The sequence below is a fragment of the Ruegeria sp. CDSB013 genome (assembly GCF_059611165.1).
Genome location: NZ_JBXWPA010000002.1, coordinates 363815 through 383180 on the forward strand (window position 1 = coordinate 363815; position 19366 = coordinate 383180).

Here is a 19366-nt window from a genome sequence, read left to right on the forward strand (position 1 = left end):
TATAAAATCCTGATGGAGTCCGAGGCGGAGGAGCCCGCCGCCCCGGACGCGTCAGTAAGTCAGATTACTGACGGGGGAGGAACGCATTGGTTTTCCACAGGTCGTAACCGTCGCGGAATTCGTTCAGATCGGCCAGAACCTTGGCAAAGAAGGCATCGTTGGCGGCCTCTTCGGCAGCAACGTCTTCCCAGGTCGCTTGGAAAGTATCCAGCATCTCGGGCGACCACTGCTTGATGGTGACGCCGTTGTTTTCAACGTTGTCGATCAGGGCTGCGTGCTGAATGGCCTCACCTTCGGCAAAGCTGTCAGCCATCGATGCCTTACAGGCGTTTTCGATGATCGCCTTGTGCTGCTCGCTGGTTTCGTTCCAGACGTCCTTGTTGATCATCAACTCGAACACGGTCGCCTGCTGGTGCCAACCGGGGAAATAGTTGAACTTGACCAGTTTGTGAAAGCCAAGACGCGCGTCGATGGCAGGCATCGAGAATTCAGTCGCATCAATGGCGCCTTTTTCCAGCGCGGGGAAGATTTCACCACCCGGCAGCAGCGAGGTCGCCACGCCCAGTTTCTGCATGACTTTGCCGCCCAGTCCGAAGAAGCGCATCTTGAGGCCACTCAGATCTTCAGGGGAGTTGATCTCGGTCGCGAACCAGCCGGACGTTTCAGGGGCGATAACCGCGCAGGGGATGACGTGGACGTTGTATCCCGCCTGATCATACATCTCTTGGTACAGCGACATTCCGTTGCCGTAATACAGCCACGCCATGTATTCGCCCGCCTCAGGGCCAAACGGAACCGCCGAGAACAGCGGCGCAGCCGGGATTTTACCTGCCCAGTAACCAGCAGTGGTGTAGCCCGAGTTAATCTTGCCGGTCGACACGGCATCCAGAATTTCGAACGGCGGGACCAGTTTGCCCGGCTCATAGACCTTCATCTTCAGTGTGCCGCCAGACATCAGGTCAAGCTGCTCGGCAACACGAGGGATCGGGGAACCCAGCCCTGGAAGCTCGGTCGAGAACGCAATCGGGGTTTTCAGCAGCAGTTTGTCAGCAGCAACCACAGGGGCCGCCATCAGGCTGGCAGCCACGGCAAGGCTCGTCAGGGTCTTTTTCATGAAATCTCCTCCAGGGTCGGTCGGACATGGCGTCCGACGATTTTGTGACGCGAGATCTTCCGGCGCCTAAACTGGTAAATAAAGTTGACCAAACAATTCAGTCAACAACTTTATTTACCAATGGTTCGATTGTTAATTGCCTGAAGACGACCCAGACCGCCTAGACTTAAGAAAGCCGCCGCCGACGGAGTCTGGGCGCGTGCTCCGGCTTTTTTGTTTACTGGTAACCAGTTGCAATCCAAACAATCCGAGAGATTTCTCCACTAAATCAGGCATTGAAAAACATGCACTCAAAGGTTACTTTTATTTACCAGAGGGGTTCTGAATCTTTTTCAGAAGGGTAAACCACGATGAACACGACAGCGATTTTCGAACCGATCGGGCACGAATCACTTTCGGATGCAGTGGTGGCTCAGATTGAAGACCTGATTGCTTCGGGCATTCTCAAGCAGGGTCGCAAGCTGCCATCGGAACGCGATCTGGCGGAAACCCTTCGCGTCTCCCGCCCCAAACTGCGTGAGGCGCTGGCCGTTCTGGAAGAACGCGGACTGGTGACGACACAGCATGGTGAAGGCACATTTGTAGCCGCACTGACGGGCAGCGCCATGCTCCCTGCCCTGTTGGCGCTGTATGAACGCCATGAGCCCGCGTTTTTTGATTATCTCGAGTACCGCCGCGAACAGGAAGGCTTTGCCGCCAAACTCGCTGCGCGACGGGCGACCAAAGCGGATAAGGAACGGATCACGGATATCCTAACCGAGGATGAACGCGCCTGGCACGAGAAGGATGCATTGGCCTCACGCGAAGCTGATTTTGCGCTGCACGCCGCAATTGTGGACGCTAGCCAAAACGCGACGCTCATCCACATGATGGCGTCAATCTACGAGCTCACACGGCAAGGTGTATTCTACAATCGTGATTTTCTGAAGACCATCGACGGCACGGGCAAGCTGTTGATGGAGCAGCATCGCGAACTGGGAATGGCGGTCATCGCAGGCGACGAAGCACGTGCGGAAAAGGCTGCGTATGACCACATCGACTTTGTAGAAGAGTCCTTCAAGCTTGGCATTGAAAGACGCCGCCGTGAGGCAATGGCCGAGAAGCGCCGCCTTCTGTCTGATTCAAAACTCTGATCGGGCAGCGCAAGTCGTTCTTACTTTCCAACGATCTCAATCATGTAATCACGACGGGCTGCGGCAGGTGGTGGCTGAAACGGCGCTGCCGCGCGCACCTGCGCAAGTGCCACCTGATCCAGTCGTTTCGACCCCGAGCTGCGTTTGACGGTGACACTTACAAGCGCCCCATTGTCGCCAATCCGAAAACTCACCAACACTGCACCACGAATATTGACGTTCTTACGTCGGGCACGGGTGATCTTGCGCATTACGTGCCCTCTGTAATTGCTGACCTCAGCGTTACCCTGCCCGGCCGCTATGGAACTTGTCTTTTTGGCCGTCGCCGCGCCTTTGCTGGGTTTTCCCGATGCATTGCCTTTTCTGGCGCTCTTTTCAGAATTGCCAGCCTGCGACGCAACCTGATCGACCTTTTGTTTGGTCGGGTCCGCCGGTTTCACGGCTGGGGTTTTCGCGACGGCTTCTGTCTCTGACGACACTGCTTCTTGCGCTTCGGCGGATGCTTGTCGATGGGACACCGCGACGGCCGCTTTGGTGTCGGCGACAGTATGCTTGATTGCCCCGGGAACCGACGCCCGGGCCTGAGAGGTTGGGCTGACCGCAGTTTGTTGCTGTGTCGGTGCGACGGTCGGTTGATGTGCAGTAGCGGGTGCCGAGGCGGTAGCCCCGGTCACATAGTCCTTGAATGCATCCCCCAGCGCAGCAACCTCGCCCGACCCGCCACCTTCGACAAGCACCGGTTCACCTGCGGAAAAGTCATGCAGGGCAAGAACATGGGTGGCTGCAGCCAGCGCCAAAGCCGCAACAGCTACGCCGCGAGATCTGGGTATCATTGCAAACCCCTTTCTGTGACCACGTACACCCTTTTTGCACCCAGCACGCGCAAGGTATCACTGACCTCTTTCAGCCGAACAGCAGGCAAAGCCCGGTCCGGCACGACGCGAACATCATCCAGCGGCAGGTTGATCGACGCGCGTTCCACATACGCCTCAATTCCAGTCAGTTCGGCGCCCCGGTATTCCAGTGAACCATCGCTACGAATGACCATAGCATCGGGTGGCTCGCGACCGTCCAGATCACTGGTTTCTACCAGCTTCACCGATTGGCTCAGCGGCGGCGCAAGGGTGCCTGCAATCATGAAAAAGATGAGCATCAGAAAGACGACATTGATCAGTGCGATCGTTGGCTCTCGACCCTGTTTTGCCTTGCGTTTGAGTTGAATCATCCGATCACCTGTGCGCGCAAATGGTCGATGCCTTTCAGCACCGAAAGCAAATCAATCAGCTGTTGCGAAGTCGCGTTCTGTCCAAGACTGATCAACGCGGTCTGAGGCTTATCGGTCGCCATCACCATGGCCATGTCTTCGAACGCGGCAAGCGTGCCATCAACCAAAATACGGTCGGCCTCAAGTTTGACAAAGCGGATTGCCCGGTCAGTTTCCGCTCCTCCGGCAGCGGCAGTGGCAAATTCGATTTCGCCATATTTGGAGAACGTCGACGTCAGCATGAAAAACAGCAACAGCAGAAAGATGACGTCAATCAAGGACGTCATCGACAAGCGCCTGCGCCGTCTTCTGCGGACGTTAAGTGCCATGAGCGAAAACCTGTCGCGGCGTTTGATCAGCCATCGGCGCGTCCTCAGCATAGCCCGGTGCAAACACAGTTCTCAAAGCGCGGTTGGCAAAGGTACGCTCTCGGTTCATGCGCGCCTCGAACCACGTCAGGACCATTGATGTCGGCATAGCGACCGCAAGGCCGGCAGCGGTCGTCAACAGGGCCACCCAAATACCACCGGCCAGCAGCGATGGATCAACAGAATTGCCCGCGCCCTGTAGAGTTTGGAACGCCTCGATCATGCCCAATACGGTCCCGAAAAGCCCCAGAAGCGGCGCAAGTTGGGCGACCATATCCAAGACGTTGAACCCTTGCTCAAGTTGGGCAAACCTCGCTTCGGCCTCGGCGTCGGTACGTTCTGACAAGGTGCGATCCTCTCCAGACAAAGCCATCGCGATCACCGGCGCCAAGTAGCTGCGGCTATTGCCCAGATGCGCCGTTGTCTCGGCAAGGTCCCTGCGATCCCAGGCCTGAATGGCGCGCGAAAGCTCAATATGACGACCGACACCTGCGACGCGAAACTGCCACAGCTTGTACAGAACCAACGAAAGTGTTGCGATTGAGGTCACGATCAGGATGGCAACAACCGGCCCGCCCAATTCCAGAATTTCCATTACTTTTCTTATAACTGCGTCCATAACCTCACCCGATCACTTCCGTTTCAAGGCGACTTGTGAGCGTAAGCCCGGACATGCAGGCATCGGCCATGTCAGATTGTGTCACGCATTCCTGCACACCGTTGATCAGTATTCGGCTGATCTGATCGCAAGCCATGTCGTTGAACTGGAACTGCCGCACACGGGGCTTGCCCGCAGGCAATTCGGCAAAATCAAGTAGTGTCAGAAGGGCCACCTGACCTTCTGCGCCGAAAAGAACGGTCTCATAAACCGCGCCATCGATATCGATGCCATAGGTATTTTCAGCGACAAAGCTCAGCAAACAGCTTTCGCCTTTTGTCTCGGCTCTGCTGAGTTCGATTGATACGCCGCTGGGTTTTTGCGTTTCCTCTGCGCTGGCAATCCCTGCCCCCAACATTGGGAGCAGGGTCAGCAGGACCACCCGAGCATTTCTTTTGATTGTTGTCTGCATGACTGGTCCTTTCGTGTGGATCAGAAGGTTTTGGCCAGGGTCAGCTTGAAGTTCCGGCCCGGTGAGTTGCGGGTCGAAAGGTTCGGCAGATAGTTCTTGTCAAAGATGTTCTCGACGCCTGCGCGAACTTCGAAACCCTGAAACGCGCCTTCCTGCGGCAGATAGGTCGCGCGCAGGGTGTTCACGCCGTAGCCAGCAACCGGATCTCCGCTTGAGTCGGTGCCGGATTTGGCGCCGAACAGCTCCCAGCTGACGTCCAGAGTTTCGCCAAAGCGTTTGCCGACTGTTACCCGCGCTGAGTCTGTCGGCTCGTTCCGCCATGGTGAGTCCACGCCAAGCGAGCTGGTTTCAGTCCCTTTGACGATGTTTGCATTGAAGTCGACATAGTACCCAGCCGCGCTGGCATAAGATGCCTCGATTTCAACGCCCTTGGTTTCAACTTCCTGCAGCGGGCGCGAAGGCCGGCCAGATACGTAAGACGTGATGTCCCACAGATCTGTCTTGTAGAAATTTACCTTGGCGCGAACTACGTCGCCTGCAGCAAAAACATCGCCACGGTTGTACGAGAACCCCGCTTCCCATGTGCGCGATTTTTCAGGCTGCGTCATGTATACTGGCGTGCCCAGATCGTCGATGATTGGCAGGTTTTCGGTGTAGGCACCGCTGCCGAACACGGCAAAGCCGCTGGCAAACTCGTACCGCGCGGACAAACCACCCATCAACGCGTTGTTGTCATAGCTTTCATTGCGCGGAGCCGGTGCATCGCTGTCGCCTTTGATGTCCTGTGTCTCGTACCGGACGGCTGGTGTGATCGTCAGCTGATCGCCGATCTGGATATCGTCCACGGCAAACAGTGCGACACGTCGGTCGGTGCCACCGGGGGCCGAGGGCGCGTCCAGACGCTCGCGATTGATGAATTCGATCCCGGCGCGCAGGTCGTGCGAGGCGACGCCGGTCTGGAAGTAAGACGTATTTTTGATCGTCAGCTTCGTGGTTTCATAGTTGTGCGTCGCGTCGGCCAGTCCACGAATGCTTGGGAAGAATGGCGTTCCTTCCAGGCGTGAGGACCCGGGCACATACGAGCTGTCGATTTCCTGTTCCGAGTAGCTAAGGTTTACGTCCAGATCGATCAGGTCATTGCCAGCCGGGCGGTACTGATACCGCAGAATGCCGATTTTCGTTTCGATATCGCGGTCTACGTTGCCAAATGAATCCGATGTCGTGCCGAACGAGTCATACGGAACATCGCGTTCTTCCGAGTTAGACTGGTTATAGGACGCGGTGATCGAGTGTTCGAGGTCGTCACCGAAGCTGTATTTGCCTTTTGCCAGAAGCGACGGCAGCGTGAACGCGCTGTTGCCAATCGTGTCCCCGTTCCCATCCTTCTGATCGTCCTGATCGCGATAGGTATAGTTGAACAGGAACTCGGTCTGACGGTTTGGCTGCCAGGCCAGGATGGACGATGAGGCAAAGCCATTCCCGTTGGAATACCCTTCCAGCGTTTGACGGAAACGGAAGCCGGGCTCACCACCGGTAAAGTCCGACGCGTCCTTGGTTTCCAACTGAACGACACCGCCGACAACGCCCGAGCCGTACTCGAACGATCCCACAGTGCCGCGAATGACTGAGACGCTTTTGTATAGCTGCGGATCAGTGAACAACTGATTGCCGATCCGATACAGCTCTTCCGCGCCGGTTGTCGCCCCATCGACAAGGATCAGTACTTTCTGATCGGTCCCAAAGGTGCCGTTGGCACCGAACCCACGGATATTGATCCCCGACCCTTGCGGAGTCGAGCCGTTAACCAGCGTCACACCGGGCACCGTGTCAATCAGTTCTGCGACGGTGTTGGCCTGACGGTCGTTGATCTCTTCCTGATCAATATTGGTGACCGGCACGGCGGTATCCGTTTGGATTTCCCGTTTGCTTTCACCCAGTTCCAGTGTGCCCAGGAAGCCTTCGTCCTGTTCCTGTGCCGAAGCACCAGCCGCTACCATGCTCAGGCACGACACCGTACCCAGCAACCCCATCTTATGAATACGCGAGCGCATTTCTGTCCCTTCGAAACTTTAAGAGGACCGGAAATGCTTGCTCCGCGCTGGCTTGGTCAGTCTTTTATGATTTTTGGAATCGCCTTTTTTAGCGACTTGTGCTCGTTAATAAAGTTGACTAAAACAGTCAACATAAATTCCTGGTCGTTGCCACGACCGCCGCCAGCAGTTCCCCGCGCTCACCGGTGACCGTGCCAGCCCGACACCCATGACAATCGAAGATGGAAAAGCCCATGACGGAACAGGTGCTTCTGGCCCCGGATCAAATTCGTGCAGCCTACGCTGAAAACACCGGAAAACGTGACCGCGACTTGGCGGAATCGCTTGGAATAACCGAAGGTCAACTCGTTGCGGCGTTTGCGGGTATCGACGTAACGCGGCTTTCGGCAAGCCTTGATGACATCTTCCCGATGCTCAACGGGCTAGGTGAGGTCATGGCGCTGACGCGCAACCCCTCCTGCGTCATCGAAAAGGTAGGGCAATATGACAATTACCACTCTGGCGCGCATGCTTCGATGGTTCTGACCGATGATATCGACCTGCGCATGTTCCCCAGCCAATGGGTGCATGCTTTCGCGGTCGAGCGTGAGACAGAGAATGGGACGAAACGATCGCTGCAGGTCTTTGATGCAGCCGGAGATGCCGTGCACAAGATCTTTTTGCGTGAAGGCTCTGACCTGAACCACTGGGGCGAACTTGTTAGCAGATTGAAGGCGAATGACCAGTCTCAGACCCTGAGTGTCGAGCCGCGAAAGCCAACCGAGGCCGCCAAAGTGAATACCGACAAGGTCGAACTTCTGCGATCGGAATGGGCCAAGATGACGGATACACACCAGTTCCTGCGCCTGACCTCAAAGCTGAAGATGAACCGATTGGGCGCCTACCTCGTCGCTGGTGAACCGCTGGTTCGCGCGCTTGAACAGGCAACGGTTTCCCAGATGTTCGAACAGGTCCGGGACCATGGGCTTGAGATCATGGTCTTCGTCGGCAACAGGGGGTGCATCGAAATTCACGGTGGGTCGGTTGAGACGCTTAAACAGATGGGTCCGTGGTTCAACGTGCTTGATCCGCGCTTCAATTTGCACCTGCGCTCAGACCATATTGCCGAGGTTTGGGCCGTGACCAAACCCACCCAACGCGGACCCGCCGTTTCGGTTGAGGCCTTCGATGCCGAAGGTGGTCTTATTCTGCAGATATTTGGTCGCCGCTCAGACGAGAAAGATCACCGCCCAGCCTGGGACCAACTGGTGGCAGGCCTGCAATCCAAAAAAGAAACCGAGGTGGCGTGATGAGCCCCCTTTGCAGGTTTTCATCGGTCGTCGCGCTAGCCGGCGCGCTGATTGGAACATCAGCCATCGCAGCAGATGAGCCAGAACCCAACCGCATCATCGCCATCGGGAGTTCCGTGACCGAGATCGTCTATGCCCTTGGTCAGCAGGACCGCCTTGTTGGGCGGGACCGGACCTCGACTTATCCAGCCGATGTACTGGAACTGCCCGATGTGGGTTACATCCGCGCGCTGTCACCCGAAGGGGTCTTGTCGGTGAAACCCGATCTGATCGTGGCACTGGAAGGGTCCGGCCCGCCGGAAGCTGTCGAGGTTCTCAGAGAGGCCGGTGTGCCCTTCGTCTCGATCAAGGAAGACTATTCGCGCGATGGCGTAGTTGAAAAGATCAGGGCTGTTGGTGCCGCGCTGGGTGTCGAAGATGCCGCCGAAGAACTTGCTACTCAGACCGGCGTCAAAATTTACGGGGCCCATTCGAATGCAGTTGATGCTTCGGTGGGAGGCACACCCCGGGTTCTGTTTGTTCTGTCGGCTCAGGATAATCGCATCGTGGTTGGCGGCGCGGGCACACAGGCAGACAGTATCATTCGTCTGGCTGGCGGCGTGAACGCGGCTGGGAACGTGTCGGGTTTTAAACCCATGACACCCGAAGCGATCGCCACAGCCGCGCCGGACGTGATCTTGATGATGGATCGGCAAGGCAACCACATCACCGCCAATGAAGACCTGTTTGCCATGCCGGCCATCAAGCTGACGCCCGCTGGACAGAATAAACGTCTGATCCGCATGCAGGGGGCCTATCTGCTGGGCTTTGGCCCCCGAACGGCCGAGGCGATTGCTGATCTGTCGGCGGAATTGCAGAGAATAAACGGCTCATGACCCTTGCAATGGATCACGGTGGGCTGAACGTGGCCGGGCGCGACCGCCGAGTGACGGCGCGCCGGGTCACTCTGGCTCTTATGGCGCTGTTGGTCTTCACCAGCATCTGCAGCATCTCGGTCGGCGCGTCGGACGCATCCGTTCGCGCAGCATTCACGGACCTGATTGCAGGGCGGGACATGTCGGACCTCGACCGGATCGTCCTGTGGGAAATCCGACTGCCCCGGCTGGCGATGGGAGCTCTTGTCGGCGCCGCTTTGGCGGTTTCCGGCGTGGTGATGCAGGGCCTGTTTCGCAACCCTTTGGCTGACCCCGGAATTGTGGGCGTCAGCGCAGGTGCCGGTCTGGGCGCGATTTCCGCGATCATCCTCGGTGCGTACCTGCCCGCCTCCATTCTGGCCTGGGTCGGTAATAGCTTGGTCGCCGTGGCGGCATTTCTGGGCGGGTGGACGTCCGTCTTGCTGCTCTATCGCGTTTCAACACGAGGCGGGCAGACATCGGTTGCAACCATGCTGTTGGCAGGGATCGCGTTGGGTGCGCTGTCGGGCGCTGTGTCCGGGGTTCTGGTCTACATGGCCGATGACCAACAGCTGCGCGACCTGACGTTCTGGGGCATGGGCTCGCTGGCCGGCGCAACATGGACCAAAGCAGCCACGGCCGCTCCGATCATCTTGATTTCCGTGTTCACGGCCCAGTTCCTTGCCCGTGCGCTGAACGGCATGGCGATGGGCGAAGCCGTGGCGCACCACATGGGAATCCCGGTTCAGCGCAGCAAAAACATCGCCATTCTGGCCGTGGCCGGCGCGACCGGAGCCGCCGTCGCAGTCTCCGGAGGCATTGGCTTCATCGGTATCGTTGTGCCGCATCTGCTGCGGTTGGCGACCGGACCGGACCACCACCGCCTGTTGATGAACTCGGCCCTGTTAGGGGCTAGCTTACTGCTGTGTGCAGACATGATCAGTCGCCTGATCGTGGCGCCGGCCGAACTGCCGATTGGCATCGTAACTGCAATCTTAGGCGCACCGGTCTTCCTGTGGATTCTGCTGCGGCGTCACGGAACAATGGGAATGTAAGTGATGAAGGGCGAAAACATACACGTCAAACTCGGCCGTAAGGAGATTCTCCACGGCGTGGACTTTGACGCAGAACCCGGAAAAGTTACAGCCATCATCGGCCCGAATGGCTCGGGAAAATCTACGTTACTCAAAGCCTTATCAGGCGAACTTGAATCTTATGGAGAGATTTCTCTGAACGGGCACAGCATTTCCGAGCTGAAGCCTTGGCAACTGGCTGCAATGCGCGGGGTTCTACCGCAATCGTCAACCGTTGCCTTTCCCTTCACTGTGCTCGAGATTGTCCGACTGGGCCTTGCAAACGGGCTGGCTGCAGCGGATGACAGCCTGCCTTCCCGCGCGCTGGCGCATGTCGACCTCGCTGGGTTTGAGCACCGGTCTTACCAGAACCTTTCGGGTGGTGAGCAGCAACGAGTTCAGCTTGCCCGTGTTCTGACCCAAGTCTGGGACGTGACATACCACGATCAGCCCAGATGGCTGTTGCTGGACGAACCCGTTGCAAGCCTGGACATCGCACATCAGTTCACAGTGCTGGGCGTCGCAAGAAACTTTGCCACACAAGGCGGCGGCGTTGTTGTGGTTATGCACGACCTGAACCTGACGGCGCTGTTTGCCAATTATGTGTATGTCATGTCGGAAGGATCTGTTTGGGGCTCAGGCACACCAACTGCGATCCTGAACGACCAGACGATGCTGCAGGTCTATGGTATCGACCTGCCTATCAGCACCCTGCCCCATGCTCAGGTTCCGTTCATCCTGCCGCAGGCCATGCGACAGACCTTAACGGCATAAAGGGCCCACTTGGGGCGAGTAGTATTTCCGCCTGCCCTAATCACGCAGCGAAACTAGACGCCGTAACGGCTCAGTATCATCTCGACGCTGCTGTCTATAGTCGCGGTCATTTCGACTTCGGTCAGAACGTTGCCAGAGAAAACCATCGGCCAGAAAGCCCTGGACTTGATCAGGCCGATGAATTCCTGTCCCGCCTGTTCGGGGTTTTCGATCCGCAACTGCCCGTCTTCAGCTGCATCCCTCAGCATCTCGATAAAGATCGCTGTTTTGTCCAGCTTGCCTTGCGCAGCGGCAGCAAGATCAGGGTTGCGCAAGGTTTCGCTGATCACCATCCGTGCCATCGCCATCACTTCGGGCAGCATCAGAATGCGACCCTCGGCCCAGGCCAGATCGGTTAGCTGCTTACGAATATCGCGCCCTTTTTCATAGCGGATATCCCGAACGGCCGCGAACCGGTCAGACAGTTCCAACACGATGGATCTAAACAAGTTTTCCTTGCTTTCAAAGTACTTGTAAAGCGTGCGCTTGGACACCTCGGCCTGCGCTGAAATACGGTCCATGCTGGCGGCGGCGAACCCCTTTTCTTGGAATTCCGCTACGGCCGCTTCGATGATCTGGGCATGTTTAGACGCATTCGGCGCTGTGCATTCGTTCATATTTTAAAGCTATAGACCCATTGACAGATCAAGGTCAAACACTATGTAAACTCGTCAGTTTACACGCGCGGGTTTCTGGCCTAGTGTAAACCCGCCAGTTTACCGACTCAGGTAACCAGCCCAACACGGAGAGCCCCCTCATGGCATTGACTTTGAAACTGAACGGCGAGACCCACACGGTCGACGCCGAACCCGGCACGCCCCTGCTCTGGGTGATCCGGGATGAACTTAAGCTGACCGGAACAAAATTCGGCTGCGGCGTCGCATCCTGTGGCGCGTGCACCGTGCATCTGAACGGCGAGCCTGTGCGCTCGTGCCAGACTTATATCGAAGATGTCGAAGATGCCGAGATCACTACAATCGAGGCGGTTGGAGACGACAAAATCGGCGCGGCTGTTCAGCAAGCCTGGGTCGAGCTGGACGTGGTCCAGTGCGGCTATTGCCAGTCGGGTCAGGTGATGTCGGCGGTTGGACTATTGTCCGAAAACCCCAAACCCAGCATCGAAGAGATTGACGATTACATGCATGGCAACGCCTGCCGTTGCGCCACCTATCAACGCATTCGCGCCGGCATCCAGCGCGCATCTGAAATTTTGGAGGCCTGATCCATGACCATCAACACCTCCCGCCGTGGATTTCTGAAAGGTGCCGCTGCTGCCGGTGCCGTCCTGCTGGTTGGCGCACGCCCTGATGGGGCGCTGGCGGCTGCTTCGTCAGAGACCGCTCAATTCAACCCGTTCGTGAAGATCGATGCAGATGGCACTGTAACAGCCATCGTAAAACACTTTGAAAAGGGCCAAGGTCCAGCTACCGGCCTGCCGACGCTGATCGCCGAGGAAATCGGCCTGACCATGGACCAGATCGAATACGAATTCGCGCCGTCCAACCCGCAGGTCTATAACAACCTGCTGTTCGGTCCCTTCCAGGGCACTGGCGGATCAACCGCAATGGCGAATTCGTGGATGCAATACCGTCAGGCAGGTGCAGCCGCACGCGAGATGCTGATCAATGCCGCCGCGCAAAGCTGGGGCGTGGACGCATCCGGCATCACCATTGAGGGAGGTATCGTCAAGGCAGGCGACAAATCGGCCCCAATCGCTGAATTCGTGGCCGCGGCCTCTCAACTGGAGGCCCCAGCCGAGCCGCGCCTGAAAGACCCGTCAGAGTTCCGTCTGATCGGAAACGAAACGGTGCGCCGCAAGGATTCGGCCATCAAGGGCAACGGTCAGGCAATGTACGCGATGGACGTCCATCTGCCGAACCAGATAGTCGCCATGATCAAGCGCCCTGAATCGAAAGGCGGTATTGCCAACGGATTTGACGACAGCGCGGCAAAAGAGGTCAAAGGATTTATCAGCGCGGCGGTTCTTCCAAATCAGGCAGGCGTCGCGGTTTATGCCGAAAACACCTGGGCCGCCATTCAGGCGCGCGACGCGCTTGAGGTCGACTGGGACATGTCCGGATCTGAGACCCGCGACTCGGACCAGATCGAGGCCGAAATCATGGCCGCTCTGGACGCCGAAGCGACGTATAACGTGAACAAGGCGGATGTCGCAGCGGTGTCGGCAGCTATTGATGGCGCGGACACGGTCGTTGAAAAGACCTTCTATTTCCCGCTTTTGGCACATGCCCCGATGGAACCGCTGAACTGCACCATCGAGCAAACTGCCGAAGGTGACATTGTCCTGCACGATGGTGCCCAGATGCCGACCGGCCCGCATATGGCCTATCAGCAGATCTTCCAACTGCCACCAGAAAAGATTCACATCAAGACAATGCTGGCCGGTGGATCCTTTGGACGACGGGCGACGCCAGATGCGGATTATCAGGTTGAGGCCGCGCTGGCCTTTGTGGTCACCGACCGCTCGCGCCCGGTCAAACTGGTGTGGACCCGCGAAGATGATATCCGCAGCGGTTACTACCGCCCCGCCTTCGGCCACAGGGTGCGCGTTGGCCTGGACGCCGATGGCAAAATCGTCGGCTGGCAGCATCAGGTCGCCGGTCAGTCGGTCATCAAGGGCACACCGTTTGAGGCCGTCGCGGTACATGACGGCGTCGATCACAGCTCTGTCGAGGGCATTGCAGACAGCCCGTATGACATCCCCGGAATGGCGTTGGGCCTAACCGACACCCCCAAGGCAACAACGGTTCTATGGTGGCGCTCGGTGGGGCACACGCACACCGGATATGTCATGGAGACGATGATTGATACCGTTGCCGAGGCCGCAGGTCGTGACCCGGTAGAGTTCCGTCTGTCCCATCTGTCGGACACCAACAACGCGGATCAGCAACGCAAAGCAGAAGTTCTGAAGCTGGCTGTTGAGAAGGCCGGTTGGGGCAATGCTTCTGCGGGTCGCGCACAAGGTATCGCGGTGCATAAGTCCTTTGGGTCCTATGCCGCACAGGTTGTTGAGCTGTCCGGTGATCCGGAAAACGGCATCAAGATCGAGAAGGTCACATGCGCCGTGGATTGCGGGATTGCTGTGAACCCCGACGTGGTGCGCGCGCAGATGGAAGGCGGTATCGGATATGGTATCGGCCACGTCATGCGTGATCAGATCACGCTGACCCAAGGCGCGGTGGATCAGTACAACTTCCCTGATTATGAACCGCTGCGCATCGGCGATATTGCCGAGATTGACGTTCATATCGTGCCTTCCGCCGAAGCCCCCACTGGTGTTGGAGAACCCGGCACACCGCCTTCGGCCCCCGCGCTGGCCAATGCGATCCGGGCGCTATCCGGCGTGAAAGTCACCACTCTGCCGATGGTGGAAAACGGCGTCAGCTTCGTCTGACGGCCAACCCCGCGCCTGTCCCACTGGACGTGCGCGGGGTTTTTCTCAGCCAAAGAAAATTTGATCAAATTTCGTGACAACAGGTCACTCCTCTATTACACCTCGGGTAGCCAAGTAATGGAGTCAGTGATGGATCTGAGCGCCCTGCACAGTTTTCGCGTTGCCGCATGTGACCTGAATGGTCAGATGCGAGGCAAGCGTGTGCCGCCCTCTTACACCGACAAGCTGGACAAAGGCACGCTGCGCATGCCGTTTTCAGCGTTGAATGTCGACCTGTGGGGCGCGGATATCGACGGCAGCCCGCTGGTATTCGAATCCGGTGACGCAGATGGTGTCTTGCTTCCGACCGAGCGCGGTCCTGTGCCTGTGCCTTGGCTGGAAACGGAAACCGCCCTTGTCCCCATGTGCCTGTATGACGACGAAGGCACCCCGTTTGCTGGCGACCCCAGGCATGCACTTGCCTCTGTCCTTGATCGCTATGCACAGCGCGGCTGGTCGGTCATTGCGGCGACAGAGCTGGAGTTCACCTTGCTAGACGCCTCGGGTGCGCAGCCGCAGCCGCCGGTCAATCCTGTGACCCGGCGACGACTGGAGGATGAGGCAGTCCTGTCGATGGCCGAATTGGATGCCTTCGATGCGTTCTTCACCGACCTTTATGACGGGTGCGCTGCGATGGATATTCCCGCGCAAACCGCCATCTCGGAAAGCGGTATCGGCCAGTTCGAAATCAACCTGAATCACCAAAACGCCATGCGCTGTGCCGATGATACATGGCTTTTCAAGGCCTTGGCGCGTGGCCTTGCCCGCAAACACGGGTTCACCGCAACCTTCATGGCGAAACCCTACGCCGATGACGCTGGCAACGGGATGCATGTCCATTTCTCGGTCGTGGATCAACAGGGCCGCAACGTGTTTGACAACGGTGGACCCGAAGGCACCGATTTTCTTCGCTGGGCGGTGGCGGGATGCCTAACGGCGATGCCCGGATGTACGCTTGTCTTTGCACCGCACGGGAATTCATACACGCGTCTGGTCCCGGGCGCGCACGCCCCAACCGGTGCGTGTTGGGCCTATGAGAACCGCACTGCGGCTGTGCGCATTCCCGGTGGCGCGCCGGTCGCACGGCGGATCGAACACCGCGTCGCCGGTGGGGACATCAACCCCTATCTGATGTTGGCCGCTGTTCTGGGGGGCGCCATGAACGGCATCGAAGATCAGTCGGAACCGCTTGCCCCGATTTCGGGCAATGCCTATGAGGTCGACGGGCTGCCGCAATTGGCTGCCGACTGGACCCAAGCCATCACAGCATTCGAAACAGACCCCAATGTCGCGCGCATTTTTCCGGTCGACCTGATCCGCTATTTCGCCATGACCAAGCGACAGGAAATCAAGCGTTTCGCCGAGCGTCCATCCGAAAACCATTGGCTGAGTTATGTCGAAGCCGTATGAGCCCTCTTGCCCGCCCGCATCCGCTGGGCTAGAATAAATTTGATCAAATTTGGTGACCCATGAAAATCGGCATCCTACTGACCGGCCATCCACCTGATGAACTACAGGACCAATTCAGCGAATATGACGCGATGTTTGCCGCGCTGCTGGACGGCAATGGCTTTACCTACGAAACCTTCGCCGTTGTAGACGGCCAATTCCCCAAGGACGCGTTTCAGGCTGATGGCTGGATCATCACCGGCTCGCGCCATGGCGCGTATGAGGATCATGCGTGGATACCACCGCTCGAAGATCTGATCCGTGCTATTCAACGCAGCGGTCGTCCGCTGATCGGTGTGTGCTTTGGCCACCAGATCATCGCGCAAGCCTTGGGCGGCAAAGTCGAAAAGTTTTCCGGTGGCTGGGCCGTCGGGCGCACCGAATATGACTTGGATGGCCAATCCGTCACCCTGAATGCCTGGCATCAGGATCAAGTGGTTGAGCTGCCCGAAGGCGCACGTGTGACAGGCACCAACGACTTTTGCCGCAATGCGATGGTAAGTTATGGCGACAACATCTGGACCGTGCAGGCCCACCCGGAATACGGCGATGCCTTTATCCAGGGCCTGATGGAAACACGCGGCAAGGGTGTCGTTCCCGACCCGTTGATGGAAGCGGCCGCCAACCGCCTGCCCGGCCCCGACGACAACGCGACCATCGGACGGCACATGGCAGAATTTCTGAAGAAAGAGAGGGCCTGATGGCCGACTGGACAGACCAGCTGCCAGAGGCAGCAAAAACTTATATCTCCGGCCACCGGCTGGATGAGGTTGAATGCATCATCTCGGACCTGCCGGGCATTGCGCGCGGCAAGGCCGTACCTGCCAGCAAGTTCGCGCGGCAGACTTATTTCCACCTGCCCGATAGCATCTTTTATCAAACCATCACCGGCGATTGGGGCGAAGCAGCGGGTGAGGACGGTTTCATCGAACGGGACATGATCCTGAAACCTGATTTTTCAACTGTATCTGCCGCGCCGTGGACGGGTGACTGGACATTGCAGGTTATTCACGACGCCTATGACCGGGACGACAAGCCGATCCCTTTCAGCCCGCGAAATGTTCTGAAACGCGTCGTCCAACTGTATCACGACAAGGGATGGAAACCGGTCGTAGCACCGGAAATGGAGTTCTTTCTGGTCGCCCCCAATGTCGACCCGGCACAGGGTATCAAACCGATGATGGGCCGTTCGGGTCGTCCGGCAGCCGCGCGGCAGGCCTATTCGATGACCGCGGTGGACGAGTTCGGGCCTGTGATCGACGACATCTATGATTTCGCCGAGCATCAAGGGTTCGAAATTGACGGCATCACGCAGGAAGGTGGCGCGGGTCAGCTAGAGATTAACCTGCGCCATGGCGACCCGGTCAAACTGGCCGACGAAGTGTTCTACTTCAAACGTCTGATCCGCGAGGCCGCGCTGCGCCACAACTGCTTTGCCACGTTCATGGCAAAACCGATCGAGGATGAGCCAGGCTCGGCGATGCACATCCACCACTCGATTATCGACATGGAAACAGGCCAGAACATCTTTTCCGGTCCTCAGGGCGGTGAAACGGACGCGTTCTACAACTTCATTGCCGGGTTGCAGAACCACCTGCCGGCAGGTCTGGCCGTGATGGCCCCATACGTGAATTCCTACCGCCGTTATGTGAAAGACCACGCCGCACCGATCAATCTGGAATGGGCGCGTGATAATCGCACCACCGGCATTCGCGTGCCCCTGTCCGGCCCCGAGGCACGCCGCGTGGAAAACCGGATCGCAGGGATGGATTGCAACCCTTATCTGGGCATCGCGCTGTCCCTGGCCTGTGGTTATCTGGGCCTGACCCGGCAAGAACGCCCGCGCCGCCAATTCTATGGTGACGCATATGAGGGCGAAGGTGACATCCCGCAGGTGATGGGCAACGCTTTGGACCTGTTTGATGAGGCCACTGCCTTGCACGAAGTTCTGGGCCCTGAGTTCGCCCGCGTCTATGGCATCGTCAAACGGGCCGAGTACGAAGAGTTCCTGCAGGTCATCTCTCCGTGGGAGCGCGAACATCTGCTGATGAATGTCTGAGGCACCCGATGAACCTGCTTTATTCCAATGACCGCAAGGCCGAGTACCCGGCCAGCTGGTACGCTGCTACGGCCAATCCGGTGGATCGCTTCCCCGCGCTGTCCGGCGATGTGAAGGCTGATGTTTGCATCGTGGGCGGCGGGTATACCGGCCTGTCCGCCGCGTTACATCTGGCCGAAGCAGGGTTCGATGTCGTGTTACTCGAGGCGCACCGCGTTGGCTTTGGGGCCTCGGGCCGCAACGGCGGACAGCTGGGCAGTGCGCAGCGGATGGATCAGGAAGACCTCGAGCGGCTGGTCGGCGATGACGACGCCGCCAAGCTGTGGGATCTGGCCGAGGACGCAAAAGATCTGGTCAAATCCCTGATTGCGAAACACCAGATCGACTGTGATCTGAAACCTGGCGTGGCAGTTCTTGGACTCAGCCAAGGTGAGCAGCAAGAGCTTCATGATCACGCGGCACATCTGTCCGACCGCTATGGTTATGACCAGATCAAAGTTCTGGACGAAGGCGCAGGTCAAGCATTGTGTCCTTCGCCGTCTTATCGGGGCGGCTATCTGGATATGGGCGCGGCGCATCTGCATCCGCTGAATTTTGCGTTGGGGCTGGCTCAGGCAGCGGCAAAAGCAGGCGTACGCATCTATGAAAGCACCGAGGTTCTTGGCGTCGAAGAAACCACCCCAGCCGTTGTAAAATCCGCGCAGGGCAATGTGACGGCAGACCACGTCATTCTGGCCTGCAACGGATATCTCGGCGATCTGAACCGCAAGGTGGCCACCAAGGTCATGCCCATCAACAATTTCATCGCCGCGACCGAGCCTTTGGGCGCGGATGCCGCCCGCGTTCTGACAAAGGACGTGGCTGTCGCCGACACCAAGTTCGTGGTGAATTACTTCCGCCTTAGCGCCGATGGCCGCCTGCTGTTCGGCGGCGGCGAAAGCTACGGCTACCGTTTTCCCAGTGACATCACGGCAACAGTGCGCAAACCGATGACCGAGATTTTCCCGCACTTGAGGGATGTAAAGATCGACTACGCTTGGGGCGGCACTCTGGCCATCACAATTCGTCGGATGCCGTATCTGGCGCGGATCGCGCCCAATATCCTATCCGCGTCGGGTTATTCCGGGCACGGGGTCGGCACGGCCACGCATGCGGGCCAACTGATGGCACTGGCCATCCGGGGGCAAGCCGAAGGGTTCGACACGATGGCCCGCGTCCCCGCCATGCCCTTTCCAGGAGGCCCTGCCCTGCGCAGCCCTCTGCTGGTGCTGGCGATGACATGGTTCGCGCTGCGGGACCGGTTGGGTTTCTGACCTTTAGGAATTTTGGCATATCGGTG

General features: G+C 58.1%; 19 protein-coding genes. 11 read left to right on the plus strand and 8 right to left on the minus strand.

From position 1 onward, the window contains the following. Positions 1-64: 64 nt before the first annotated feature. On the minus strand, positions 65-1114 hold the full coding sequence (locus AC2FJF_RS05280; protein ID WP_496723567.1) for a TRAP transporter substrate-binding protein: 1050 nt from the start codon (positions 1112-1114) through the stop codon (positions 65-67). A 350-nt stretch (positions 1115-1464) separates the two neighbouring features. Between AC2FJF_RS05280 and AC2FJF_RS05285 the strand changes: the two genes are divergently transcribed. Beyond that, entirely contained in the window at positions 1465-2247 is a 783-nt protein-coding gene (locus AC2FJF_RS05285) for a FadR/GntR family transcriptional regulator (protein WP_496723569.1), read from the plus strand. A gap of 20 nt (positions 2248-2267) precedes the next feature. Here AC2FJF_RS05285 and AC2FJF_RS05290 read toward each other — a convergent pair whose 3' ends face one another. Genes AC2FJF_RS05290 through AC2FJF_RS05315 form a run of 6 tightly spaced genes read right to left on the minus strand, consistent with a single transcriptional unit; the run spans position 2268 to position 7000 of the window. Continuing rightward, positions 2268-3080: a cell envelope integrity TolA family protein gene (locus AC2FJF_RS05290; RefSeq protein WP_496723571.1), complete on the minus strand. Its 813-nt coding sequence runs from the start codon at positions 3078-3080 to the stop codon at positions 2268-2270. Next, positions 3077-3472, minus strand: coding sequence for an ExbD/TolR family protein (locus tag AC2FJF_RS05295; RefSeq protein ID WP_496723573.1), 396 nt, complete (start codon positions 3470-3472; stop codon positions 3077-3079). Before AC2FJF_RS05295 ends, AC2FJF_RS05290 begins: the two co-directional genes overlap by 4 nt. Further along, positions 3469-3798, minus strand: a complete 330-nt coding sequence (locus tag AC2FJF_RS05300) for a biopolymer transporter ExbD (RefSeq protein ID WP_496723575.1) — start codon at positions 3796-3798, stop codon at positions 3469-3471. The genes AC2FJF_RS05295 and AC2FJF_RS05300 overlap by 4 nt, the downstream gene beginning before the upstream one ends. Before the next feature lie 31 nt (positions 3799-3829). Then, on the minus strand, positions 3830-4498 hold the full coding sequence (locus AC2FJF_RS05305) for a MotA/TolQ/ExbB proton channel family protein (RefSeq protein WP_496723577.1): 669 nt from the start codon (positions 4496-4498) through the stop codon (positions 3830-3832). A gap of 4 nt (positions 4499-4502) precedes the next feature. Beyond that, positions 4503-4949, minus strand: coding sequence for a hypothetical protein (locus tag AC2FJF_RS05310; RefSeq protein ID WP_496723579.1), 447 nt, complete (start codon positions 4947-4949; stop codon positions 4503-4505). A gap of 20 nt (positions 4950-4969) precedes the next feature. Continuing rightward, the gene (locus AC2FJF_RS05315; protein ID WP_496723581.1) at positions 4970-7000 is read right to left on the minus strand and encodes a TonB-dependent receptor domain-containing protein; all 2031 of its coding nucleotides are present in this window, start codon (positions 6998-7000) and stop codon (positions 4970-4972) included. Positions 7001-7233: 233 nt separating this feature from the next. Between AC2FJF_RS05315 and AC2FJF_RS05320 the strand changes: the two genes are divergently transcribed. The 4 genes from AC2FJF_RS05320 to AC2FJF_RS05335 are packed head-to-tail and all read left to right on the plus strand — an operon-like array spanning position 7234 to position 11029. Then, positions 7234-8289 (plus strand): hemin-degrading factor, encoded by a 1056-nt coding sequence (locus AC2FJF_RS05320; RefSeq protein ID WP_496723583.1) that lies wholly within the window; start codon positions 7234-7236, stop codon positions 8287-8289. After that, positions 8289-9164: a heme/hemin ABC transporter substrate-binding protein gene (locus AC2FJF_RS05325; protein WP_496723585.1), complete on the plus strand. Its 876-nt coding sequence runs from the start codon at positions 8289-8291 to the stop codon at positions 9162-9164. The genes AC2FJF_RS05320 and AC2FJF_RS05325 overlap by 1 nt, the downstream gene beginning before the upstream one ends. After that, positions 9161-10237, plus strand: a complete 1077-nt coding sequence (locus AC2FJF_RS05330) for a FecCD family ABC transporter permease (RefSeq protein WP_496723587.1) — start codon at positions 9161-9163, stop codon at positions 10235-10237. Before AC2FJF_RS05325 ends, AC2FJF_RS05330 begins: the two co-directional genes overlap by 4 nt. Before the next feature lie 3 nt (positions 10238-10240). After that, complete coding sequence (locus tag AC2FJF_RS05335) at positions 10241-11029, plus strand: heme ABC transporter ATP-binding protein (protein ID WP_496723589.1); 789 nt, start codon at positions 10241-10243, stop codon at positions 11027-11029. 53 nt (positions 11030-11082) lie between these two features. On the opposite strand, the gene AC2FJF_RS05340 is transcribed toward AC2FJF_RS05335, so the two are convergent. After that, on the minus strand, positions 11083-11685 hold the full coding sequence (locus tag AC2FJF_RS05340; protein WP_496723591.1) for a TetR/AcrR family transcriptional regulator: 603 nt from the start codon (positions 11683-11685) through the stop codon (positions 11083-11085). A gap of 140 nt (positions 11686-11825) precedes the next feature. Between AC2FJF_RS05340 and AC2FJF_RS05345 the strand changes: the two genes are divergently transcribed. From AC2FJF_RS05345 to AC2FJF_RS05370, 6 genes are all read left to right on the plus strand, one after another. After that, positions 11826-12290: a (2Fe-2S)-binding protein gene (locus AC2FJF_RS05345; RefSeq protein ID WP_496723593.1), complete on the plus strand. Its 465-nt coding sequence runs from the start codon at positions 11826-11828 to the stop codon at positions 12288-12290. A gap of 3 nt (positions 12291-12293) precedes the next feature. Beyond that, a complete protein-coding gene (locus AC2FJF_RS05350; RefSeq protein WP_496723595.1) occupies positions 12294-14480 on the plus strand; it encodes a xanthine dehydrogenase family protein molybdopterin-binding subunit in 2187 nt (728 codons plus the stop codon). Positions 14481-14609: 129 nt separating this feature from the next. Then, entirely contained in the window at positions 14610-15929 is a 1320-nt protein-coding gene (locus tag AC2FJF_RS05355) for a glutamine synthetase family protein (protein ID WP_496723597.1), read from the plus strand. 59 nt (positions 15930-15988) lie between these two features. Beyond that, positions 15989-16669, plus strand: a complete 681-nt coding sequence (locus AC2FJF_RS05360) for a type 1 glutamine amidotransferase (RefSeq protein WP_496723599.1) — start codon at positions 15989-15991, stop codon at positions 16667-16669. Further along, on the plus strand, positions 16669-18027 hold the full coding sequence (locus tag AC2FJF_RS05365) for a glutamine synthetase family protein (protein ID WP_113791976.1): 1359 nt from the start codon (positions 16669-16671) through the stop codon (positions 18025-18027). The genes AC2FJF_RS05360 and AC2FJF_RS05365 overlap by 1 nt, the downstream gene beginning before the upstream one ends. Positions 18028-18035: 8 nt before the next feature. Further along, positions 18036-19340, plus strand: coding sequence for an NAD(P)/FAD-dependent oxidoreductase (locus AC2FJF_RS05370; RefSeq protein WP_496723601.1), 1305 nt, complete (start codon positions 18036-18038; stop codon positions 19338-19340). Positions 19341-19366 lie beyond the last annotated feature (26 nt).